The organism is Methylobacterium sp. J-030 (assembly GCF_022829545.1).
Taxonomy (GTDB): domain Bacteria; phylum Pseudomonadota; class Alphaproteobacteria; order Rhizobiales; family Beijerinckiaceae; genus Methylobacterium.
This window is the reverse complement of record NZ_JAKSYM010000107.1, coordinates 1-8,255: the sequence shown is the minus strand read 5'-3', so window position 1 is coordinate 8,255 and position 8,255 is coordinate 1. Positions and strand designations below refer to the sequence as shown.

Sequence of the window (8,255 nt, the reverse complement as noted above, 5' to 3'; positions counted from 1 at the left end):
CGATCTGGTGCTCGACAACAAGACCAGCGCGATCCTGCCCTGGCACAGGACCGGCTACGTGTTCATCAAGCGCGAGAGCCAGGACGCGGTCGCCTGGGTGTCGCTCGGCGGCGTCACATCCCCCGTCACCACCGCAAACCGCTGACGCCGGAGCCCGTCGAGAGCGAGCCCGCTCGCGAAAGCCGGAGGTTCCCTGTGGGACAGGGACCGCGTTAACCGGGCGCTAACCTCATCGCCGCCACTCTGTCCCGGACGGAGTGCATGATCGATGCTGCAAGCCCGCTTCGTATCGCCGGTCCCGTTCCTGTTGGCCGTGCTCCTCGTCGTGATCGCCTGGCCGGCCCGGGCGGAGGGCGGGACCGCGACGCGTCACGCACTCTGGCGTGACTGCCTCGCCCGCAACTTCCGGATCCAGGTCGCGCTGACCGCCCGGGATCTGGCCGCGGACGCCGCCTTTCACGCCTGCCGTGCCCCCGAGGCGGCCTATCTCGCCGCTCTGACGGGCTCTCCTCTACTCGACGACGAGGACGTCGCCCGCGCCCGGCCGCTGCTGGCCGGCCGCATCCGCGCGTGGCTGATCAGCAATCCCGGTTGAGGCTGCAGGGATCTCCGCATCGGCTGGTGCGGGACTCTCGGGCACGTGGGAACAGCGCCGCACCCTCACACCCCGCAGGCGCAACAGCTTCGAACGTTGGCGATCCTCTGCTCGGGCCGGCCATACGTCGCGTTCGTGATCCCGTACATCTTCCAGTGCCGGATCCACTGCTGGACGTAGTGCGGGCCGTTCGGAGCACCTGCGAGCTGGTGGGCCGCCCAGCAATCGGCCAGTGTCTTGGAAACTTTGCGCGTCGCCATCTGTCCGTAGGCTTGCACGACATAAAAGTGGCTCGCATCAGACACCTGAGCGTCGATCACCTTGGCGCGTGACGGGCATCGGAAAATGCCGTCCGGATTTGCTGACGCGACTTCGCCCCCCGTCTTCGAGCAATTATTCATTGCCGGAATGTCGATCATGCTCCCGGACGGCGCCCATTGAGAGTTTGATGTGCTGATTAGCAGTGAAAAAATAATAAAAGAGGCGATGCTTAAACGGTTCACTGTCATGACACTGATCCTTATCTCGAATCGCGGGTGCCATATATCAGAGATCCGCAACGATCACTCAATGGTAATTGCATGCGGGCATGAGTCTCCACGCTGCCGTGTACGCGTCGCGTGCCTCTTCCATGCTGAGATGTGGGCCAGCGTCTGAATGTTTTGTCGACGGAGGATTTGGGAAGCGGCCGGAGCCGGCGCTGTCACGCCTTCAGCCGGGCCTTGATCCGCTGGGTCAGCCCGTCGCGGACATCCCGATAGGCGTCGAGTCGTTGCTCGCGGGAGGCCTCCTGCACCAGTGTCGGATCGGGGGTCGGCCAGTACTCGACATCCGCCGCGAGGGTGTGGGTCAGGTCGAGGGCCCGGTGATGGGCCTCGGGCGAGAGGGTAATGATCAGATCGAAGTTCAGCCCTTCCCAGTCCTCCAGTTCCTCGATCGTGCGCGGGCGATGCCGGCTCGCGTCGATTCCGATCTCGTCCAGCGCTGCGATCATGAAGGGATCGGTGGGCTCGCCGGAGCGCACGCCGGCCGACTGCACATAGGTGGATTTGCCGAAATAGGCGCGGGCGATCGCCTCCGCGGCCGCCGAGCGCACGGCGTTGTAGTTGCACATGAACAGGACGGACTGGACCCGCCGCTTCTTCGGATTGGTCTCGGGGGTGAGCTCGGGAAAAGGCTCCGCCATCGCCGGTCGGCGCGGAAGGCGCCCTAGCCCTTCCAGTGCAGGGCGAAGATCAGGGTGAACAACCGGCGCGCCGTGTCGTGGTCCAGATCGACCTTGCCTTCGAGGCGCTGCCTCAGGGTCTCCGAAGCCTCGTTGTGCAGGCCCCGCCGGCCCATGTCGATCGCCTCGATCTGCGAGGGCGAGGCGGTGCGGATCGCGTTGTAGTAGCTCTCACAGATCATCTCGTAATCGCGGATCACCCGCCGGAACGGCGTCAGCGACAGGAGGTGCGTCATCACCGGCTCGCCGTCCGTTGTGCTGATCGCGAACGACAGCTTGTTCTCCACGAGGCCCAGCGTCAGCGTGTAGGGCCCCTCGCGGCCGGGGATGGCGAAGACATTGTCCTCCAGGATGTCGAACAGGGCGATCGCCCGCTCGTGCTCCTGATCCGGGTTGCCGCGGGCGATGGAAGCCTCGTCGAGGCTCACCTTCGCGAGGCGGTTCGGCCCGCGCTGCTTCTCCGCCATCCCCATCCCCTCACAGGTTCAACCGGATCGCGACGGAGCGGGCGTGGCCCTCCAGGCCCTCGGACCGGCCGAGGTTTATGGCCGCCGGGCCGAGCGCCCGCAAGCTTTCCGGCGTGCAGGCGAGGATCGTGGTCCGCTTCATGAAATCCAGCACCCCGAGCCCGGATGAGAACCGGGCCGAGCGGGCGGTGGGCAGGACGTGGTTGGGGCCGCCGACATAATCGCCGATCGCCTCGGGCGTGTGCGAGCCGAGGAAGATCGCCCCGGCATTGCGGACCTTGGCGGACAGTGCCTCGGCATCCTGCGTCTCGATCTCAAGGTGCTCCGGGGCGAGCCGGTCGACGAGGGGCACCGCCTCGTCGAAGTCGCGCACCCGGACGATGGCGCCGTAATCGCGCCAGCTCGCCCGGGCGATCTCCTGGCGAGGCAGGGTAGTGAGGGCGCGCTCCACGGCACTCTCGACGGCATCGGCGAGATCGGCGCTGTCGGTGATCAGGATCGCCTGGGCGGCGACGTCGTGCTCGGCCTGGGCCAGGAGGTCGGCCGCGATCCAGTCCGGGTTGGCGTGGTCGTCGGCCAGGATCAGCACCTCGGAGGGGCCGGCGATCATGTCGATGCCGACCTGCCCGAACACCCGCCGCTTGGCCGCCGCCACCCAGGCGTTGCCGGGGCCGACGATCTTGGCGACCGGCGCGATCGTCGCGGTGCCGTAGGCGAGGGCCGCCACCGCCTGGGCGCCCCCGACCCGATAGACCTCGTGGACGCCGGCGAGCTGCGCAGCGGCGAGCACCAGCGGGTTCATCTGGCCGTCCGGGGTCGGCACCACCATGACGACGCGCGGCACCCCGGCGACCCGGGCGGGAAGCGCGTTCATCAACACCGAGGACGGGTAGCTCGCCGTCCCGCCCGGGACGTAGAGGCCGACCGATTCCAGCGCCGTCCAGCGCCAGCCGGCGGTGACCCCGAGGGCGTCGGTGGCCCGGTGATCCGCCGGCCGCTGAGCGCTGTGGAAGCCCTCGATCCGCCCGGCGGCGAGGCGCAGGGCCTCCAGCGACTCGGGTGGGCAGGCCTCGACCGCCGCGGCGATCTCCGCCTCGGTCACCCGGAGGGTCCCGGCGGAGAAGTCCGGGCCGAGCCGATCGAAGCGCCGGGTGTAGTCCACCAGGGCGTCGTCGCCGCGTTCGACGACGTCACGGATGATGCCGCGCACGGCCTCGTCCACGTCCTCGGCGATCTCGCGCTTGACCGTGAGCAACCGCGCGAAATCGGCGGCGAAATGCGGATCGCTGCTGTCGAGCCGGACCATTGTGAGTCTCCGTCCCCTCTCAGGCGGCCGCGTCTGGCCGGTCGACGTCGTGGCCGGGCCGGGTGGCCGCCTCCCAGACCGGGCCGAGATCCTTCATCCGCATCTCGATGCACTCGACCTCCAGGCGCACGCCCGAACCCCCTGAGAAGACGAGATCGAGGACCCCCGAGGGCGCGTCCGTCGGCGTGAAGGTTAGGGCGAGCAGGCTCATCGGCATCGCGTCGTCGCGCCGGAGCCCCCGGGTCTTCACCGCGAGCACACGCTCGATGTGCAGGCCGGCCAGCCGCCGCCGGGGCGGCACGTCGGGCGTCCAGTCGAAGCGCCGCGCGACCATCAGGAACCGCTGCTCGTCGGCGAGGTAGGTGAGGTCCTCCGGCCGCAGGATCGCGTCCTGGAGGTGGGCGGAGATCACGGTCAGGTCCTCGGCGTCGAGGGCGGCGAGCCTGAGCAGCTCCATGAACGGGTCCTCGGGAAACACGGGGTGTGCGGGTCGGAGGAGAAGCGCACGACGGGGCGTGCGGCAGGGGCGTAGGTAGCGGCACCACCGCGTTCGGGCAACGGCCGCAGTCAGGATCGCGATCCGGCCGCGATTTCGCCGCGGCACAAGTTCGCGCCAGCCCGGGCGGGCAGGATCGCCCGGCCGACGACTCGAGGCAGGATCGGGATGGGAAAGCGCATCACGCACGCGGCCTTGGCCGCCTTGACGCTGGGGTTCCCGCTCGCCGTCCCGGGGCGCGCGCAGGTCGGGCCGGATGCGAAACCCTACTTTTACGGGGAGCCCGGGCCGGGTCGCTACGAATACGCGCCGCCCAGGTCGCGCCACCGGCCGCCGCCGCCGCCTGCGGACGACGACTGGAATCTGCCGCCGCCGCCGCCACCCCCGCTCTACGACGCGTATGATTGGCCCCGGGCCCGGTGGCGGGACCGCGAGGCGCGCCGCCGGTGGGACGACGCGGTCTGCGTCACGTCCCGCGGCACATGCTCGGCGCCGGCCGCGCTGCCCAACACGCCGTGCGGCTGCGATATCCCGGGCTTCGGCTACAAGCGCGGACAGATCGCCGACTGAGGGGGGCCGCGGTCAGGCCGCGTCATCCTCCAGGCGATAGGGGGCGGCCAGCAGCGCGATCGGCAGGTTCCAGGCCGCGCTGATCGCCCGGATCTGGCCGAGGCTCAGCGCGCGCTTCCGATTCAGGATCTCGGAGGCCCGTGCCCGGGACCCGAGCAACTGGGCGAGCTCGCTCTGGGAGTGGCCCATATCGGTGATGGCAAAGTGCAGGATCTCAACCGGATCGTCCCTTGGGGTCGACCTAGCGAAGGAAGCTTCTTCGTCCAGCCGCTATCTCGGGCAGCCGGAACGACTGTCCCGGCCGCGGATCTGCCGAAAGGGTGCGGTCCCGTGCCCGCCTTCTCGAGGGCGGTTCCGGAGGGGCGCCCTACGACCGCACCCGCTCGATCTGCGCGCCGCATCGGGCGAGCTTGGCCTCCAGCGCCTCGAAGCCGCGGTCGAGATGGTAGACCCGGTTGATCTGGGTCTCGCCCTCGGCGGCGAGCCCGGCGATCACCAGCGAGACGGAGGCGCGCAGGTCGGTGGCCATCACGGGGGCGCCCTTCAGCCGCTCCACGCCCTCGACCACGGCGAGGTCGCCGTCGAGCCGGATCTTGGCGCCGAGGCGGGCCAGCTCCTGCACGTGCATGAACCGGTTCTCGAAGATCGTCTCGCGGATATGCGACTGGCCCTTGGCGAGCGTCATCAGCGCCATGAACTGCGCCTGCAGGTCGGTGGGGAAGCCCGGGAACGGATCGGTGGTCACGTCGACCGCCGCGATGCCGGCGCCGTTGCGGCGCACCCGAATCCCGCCTTCGACCTGGCTGATCTCGGCGCCCGTGGTCGACAGGATGTCGAGGGCGGAGTGCAGCAGATCGGCCCGCGTGTCCTTGAGGGTCACGTCGCCGCCGGCCATCGCCACCGCCATGGCGTAGGTGCCGGTCTCGATCCGGTCGGGCAGCACCGCGTGCCGGGCGCCGCCGAGTCGGGCCACACCCTCGATCTCGATATGGGGCGTGCCGGCGCCGCGGATCTTGGCGCCCATCTTGTTGAGGCACTCGGCGAGGTCGACCACCTCGGGCTCCCGGGCGGCGTTCTCGATCACCGTGGTGCCGTAGGCCAGAGCCGCCGCCATCAGCGCCACGTGGGTACCCCCCACCGTGACCTTCGGGAAGGCGATCTCGGCCCCGCGCAGCCCGTTCTTCGTCTTCGCGACCACGTAGCCGGCGTCGATCTCGATCTCGGCTCCGAGCTTCTCCAGCGCCATGATCAGCAGGTCCACCGGCCGGGTGCCGATGGCGCAGCCGCCCGGCAGCGAGACCTTCGCCTCGCCGAACCGCGCGAGCAGCGGCGCGATCACCCAGAAGCTCGCCCGCATGGTCGAGACCAGCTCGTAGGGTGCGGTGGTGTCGATGATGTTGGAGGCGGTGAGCCGGATCGTCTGCCCGGTCTCGGCGGTCTGCCCCGGGCGCTTGCCGACGACCATGTGGTCGACGCCGTGATTGCCGAGGATCCGCGTCAGCGCGGCGATGTCGGCAAGCCGCGGCACGTTGATCAGCTCCAGCGTCTCACCGGTGAGGAGGCTCGCGATCATCAGTGGCAGCGCCGCGTTCTTGGCGCCCGAGATCGGGATGACACCGTGGAGCGGCGTGCCGCCGGTGATGTGGATGCGGTCCATGCTGTGTCCTCGGGCGGCGCGCCGCCGGGCACGCGGCCGTGATCCTCGCGGGCGCCGCGGCGCCCAGGCTTGGCCGTTCCTATAGACGGGATTTGTCGGAATCTGGACCGCTTGATTCGGCCTCGCCCGCGATGGTCCGATCCGCGTCGGGCGCCGGCTGCGCCTCCGCACGCCCGCGGCCCTGCGCCTTCCGGCGGCGGAGATTGTCCCGGAGCGCGGCCTTCAGGCGCGCCGCGCGCTCGTCCTTCGCGTCGGTCACCGCGCGACCCTTCGTCGCCGAAAGTTCCGGCCTGGCCCGGCATTCGAACCGGTGCCGCTTCTGAAGGATGCGGGGCGGAAGCGCAAGGAACAGGCACCCTATTGGGACAGACAAGCCCGGCGCGACGCTATCGCGTTCGGCCGGACCGCTCAACGGATGCAGGGCAGCGATGCCGGAACGTTACCTTGAACCAATTCCAGATCCGCGCGTATCTTCCGCCCCTCACGCGAAGGACTGACCGAGGCCGAACCGTGATTGCGGGACCGAGGGCGCCGGATGGCGCCGCCCGCGCGGCCGAACACGAAGGACGCTCGATGACCGTGACCCGGATGCCCAGCCCGATGCTCGCCCCGACGGGTTCGACGCGTGCCGGCTCCGGCTATGAGCGCTACTTCCGCGGCGCCCTGGACCAGCTCCACGGGGAGCGCCGCTACCGCGTCTTCGCCGATATTGAGCGCATCTCCGGCCGGTTCCCGACCGCCAAGTGGCGCCAGCCGGACGGGAAGACCGCCGAGATCACCGTGTGGTGCTCCAACGATTACCTCGGCATGGGTCAGCACCGGGAGGTGGTGGCCGCCATGACCGAGACCGCCGCCCGCTGCGGCGTCGGCGCCGGCGGCACCCGCAACATCGCCGGCAACACCTCGCCGCTGGTCGATCTGGAGCGCGAGCTCGCCGACCTGCACGGCAAGGAGGCGGGCCTCGTCTTCACCTCGGGCTACGTCTCGAACCAGGCCGGCATCTCGACCATCGCCAAGCTGATCCCGGACTGCCTGATCCTGTCGGACGCCTTCAACCACAACTCGATGATTGAGGGCGTGCGCCATTCCGGCTGCGAGAAGAAGATCTTTCGCCACAACGACCTTCAGCACCTGGAGACGCTGCTGCGCGAGGCCGGTGACCGGCCGAAGCTGATCGTGTTCGAGTCGGTCTATTCCATGGACGGCGACGTGGCACCGATCGGCGCGATCTGCGACCTCGCCGACCGCTACGGGGCGATGACCTATCTCGACGAGGTCCACGCGGTCGGCCTCTACGGGGCGCGCGGCGGCGGCATCGCCGAGCGCGACGGGGTGATGCACCGGATCGACGTGATCGAGGGCACGCTGGCCAAGGGGTTCGGCTGCGTCGGCGGCTACATCACGGCCTCGGCGGCGATCTGCGACGCGGTGCGCAGCTTCGCGCCGGGCTTCATCTTCACGACCGCGCTGCCCCCCGCGGTGGCGGCGGCGGCCCGGGCCTCGGTGCGCTACCTCAAGCGCTCAAGCGCCGAGCGCGAGGCGCACCAGCGCCAGGCCGCGGCCACCAAGGCGGCGCTGAGCGCGGCGGGTCTGCCGGTTCTGGAGACCGAGACCCACATCGTGCCGGTGATGGTCGGCGACGCCGAGCTGTGCAAGGCGGCGGCCGATCACCTACTGGAGCGCCACGGCATCTACATCCAGCCGATCAACTACCCGACCGTGCCGCGCGGCACCGAGCGCCTGCGGATCACACCCTCGCCGTTCCACGATGCCGGGCACATCGAGCGCCTGGCCGCAGCGTTGACGGAGACCTGGGAGACGCTGGACCTGCCGCGGGCCGGGACAGTGTTCGTCGAGGCGGCGGAGTAGGTTTTTTCGAGGCTCGCCGCGCGTTTCCCTCCCCCCTCTGCGGGGGAGGGTGGCCCCTGCGTCAGCAGGG

Annotated in this window: 12 protein-coding genes; 4 read left to right on the top strand and 8 right to left on the bottom strand. The window is 69.7% G+C overall.

Going from position 1 to position 8,255, the window contains the following annotated elements; genetic code table 11:
* Together MKK75_RS06440 and MKK75_RS06435 are read left to right on the top strand one after the other, a co-directional pair.
* The coding region (locus MKK75_RS06440; protein ID WP_244041787.1) for a transglutaminase-like cysteine peptidase at positions 1–145 on the top strand (145 nt) is incomplete at its 5' end.
* Positions 146–268: 123 nt separating this feature from the next.
* Positions 269–595 carry a hypothetical protein gene (locus MKK75_RS06435; RefSeq protein ID WP_244041785.1) on the top strand — a complete coding sequence of 109 codons (327 nt, stop codon included), beginning with the start codon at positions 269–271 and terminating at the stop codon, positions 593–595.
* Positions 596–660: 65 nt separating this feature from the next.
* Here MKK75_RS06435 and MKK75_RS06430 read toward each other — a convergent pair whose 3' ends face one another.
* From MKK75_RS06430 to MKK75_RS06410, 5 genes are all read right to left on the bottom strand, one after another.
* On the bottom strand, positions 661–1,104 hold the full coding sequence (locus tag MKK75_RS06430; RefSeq protein WP_244041784.1) for a hypothetical protein: 444 nt from the start codon (positions 1,102–1,104) through the stop codon (positions 661–663).
* Positions 1,105–1,298: 194 nt separating this feature from the next.
* Positions 1,299–1,781 carry a low molecular weight phosphatase family protein gene (locus tag MKK75_RS06425; protein WP_244041783.1) on the bottom strand — a complete coding sequence of 161 codons (483 nt, stop codon included), beginning with the start codon at positions 1,779–1,781 and terminating at the stop codon, positions 1,299–1,301.
* A gap of 23 nt (positions 1,782–1,804) precedes the next feature.
* Complete coding sequence (locus tag MKK75_RS06420) at positions 1,805–2,287, bottom strand: UPF0262 family protein (RefSeq protein WP_244041782.1); 483 nt, start codon at positions 2,285–2,287, stop codon at positions 1,805–1,807.
* 10 nt (positions 2,288–2,297) lie between these two features.
* On the bottom strand, positions 2,298–3,593 hold the full coding sequence (hisD, locus tag MKK75_RS06415) for a histidinol dehydrogenase (protein WP_244041781.1): 1,296 nt from the start codon (positions 3,591–3,593) through the stop codon (positions 2,298–2,300).
* Positions 3,594–3,612: 19 nt separating this feature from the next.
* A complete protein-coding gene (locus tag MKK75_RS06410; protein WP_244041780.1) occupies positions 3,613–4,050 on the bottom strand; it encodes a DUF2948 family protein in 438 nt (145 codons plus the stop codon).
* Between the two features lie 207 nt (positions 4,051–4,257).
* Between MKK75_RS06410 and MKK75_RS06405 the strand changes: the two genes are divergently transcribed.
* Positions 4,258–4,659 carry a hypothetical protein gene (locus tag MKK75_RS06405; RefSeq protein ID WP_244041779.1) on the top strand — a complete coding sequence of 134 codons (402 nt, stop codon included), beginning with the start codon at positions 4,258–4,260 and terminating at the stop codon, positions 4,657–4,659.
* Between the two features lie 12 nt (positions 4,660–4,671).
* On the opposite strand, the gene MKK75_RS06400 is transcribed toward MKK75_RS06405, so the two are convergent.
* The 3 genes from MKK75_RS06400 to MKK75_RS06390 form a co-directional block, all read right to left on the bottom strand.
* On the bottom strand, positions 4,672–4,848 hold the full coding sequence (locus MKK75_RS06400; RefSeq protein ID WP_313901833.1) for a helix-turn-helix domain-containing protein: 177 nt from the start codon (positions 4,846–4,848) through the stop codon (positions 4,672–4,674).
* 178 nt (positions 4,849–5,026) lie between these two features.
* Positions 5,027–6,316, bottom strand: a complete 1,290-nt coding sequence (gene murA, locus MKK75_RS06395) for a UDP-N-acetylglucosamine 1-carboxyvinyltransferase (RefSeq protein WP_244041778.1) — start codon at positions 6,314–6,316, stop codon at positions 5,027–5,029.
* Positions 6,317–6,395: 79 nt separating this feature from the next.
* Entirely contained in the window at positions 6,396–6,575 is a 180-nt protein-coding gene (locus MKK75_RS06390) for a hypothetical protein (RefSeq protein WP_244041777.1), read from the bottom strand.
* A 341-nt stretch (positions 6,576–6,916) separates the two neighbouring features.
* Here MKK75_RS06390 and hemA point away from each other — a divergent pair, with 341 nt between their 5' ends.
* A complete protein-coding gene (hemA, locus tag MKK75_RS06385) occupies positions 6,917–8,185 on the top strand; it encodes a 5-aminolevulinate synthase (protein ID WP_244041786.1) in 1,269 nt (422 codons plus the stop codon).
* Positions 8,186–8,255: the final 70 nt, after the last annotated feature.

What these genes read in the sequence shown, in the direction of transcription:
- MKK75_RS06435 (WP_244041785.1), top strand. Translation starts at nt 269, where the DNA reads ATGCTGCAAGCCCGCTTCGTATCGCCGGTCCCGTTCCTGTTGGCCGTG.
- MKK75_RS06430 (WP_244041784.1), bottom strand. Translation starts at nt 1,104, where the DNA reads ATGACAGTGAACCGTTTAAGCATCGCCTCTTTTATTATTTTTTCACTG.
- MKK75_RS06425 (WP_244041783.1), bottom strand. Translation starts at nt 1,781, where the DNA reads ATGGCGGAGCCTTTTCCCGAGCTCACCCCCGAGACCAATCCGAAGAAG.
- MKK75_RS06420 (WP_244041782.1), bottom strand. Translation starts at nt 2,287, where the DNA reads ATGGCGGAGAAGCAGCGCGGGCCGAACCGCCTCGCGAAGGTGAGCCTC.
- hisD (WP_244041781.1), bottom strand. Translation starts at nt 3,593, where the DNA reads ATGGTCCGGCTCGACAGCAGCGATCCGCATTTCGCCGCCGATTTCGCG.
- MKK75_RS06410 (WP_244041780.1), bottom strand. Translation starts at nt 4,050, where the DNA reads ATGGAGCTGCTCAGGCTCGCCGCCCTCGACGCCGAGGACCTGACCGTG.
- MKK75_RS06405 (WP_244041779.1), top strand. Translation starts at nt 4,258, where the DNA reads ATGGGAAAGCGCATCACGCACGCGGCCTTGGCCGCCTTGACGCTGGGG.
- MKK75_RS06400 (WP_313901833.1), bottom strand. Translation starts at nt 4,848, where the DNA reads ATGGGCCACTCCCAGAGCGAGCTCGCCCAGTTGCTCGGGTCCCGGGCA.
- murA (WP_244041778.1), bottom strand. Translation starts at nt 6,316, where the DNA reads ATGGACCGCATCCACATCACCGGCGGCACGCCGCTCCACGGTGTCATC.
- hemA (WP_244041786.1), top strand. Translation starts at nt 6,917, where the DNA reads ATGCTCGCCCCGACGGGTTCGACGCGTGCCGGCTCCGGCTATGAGCGC.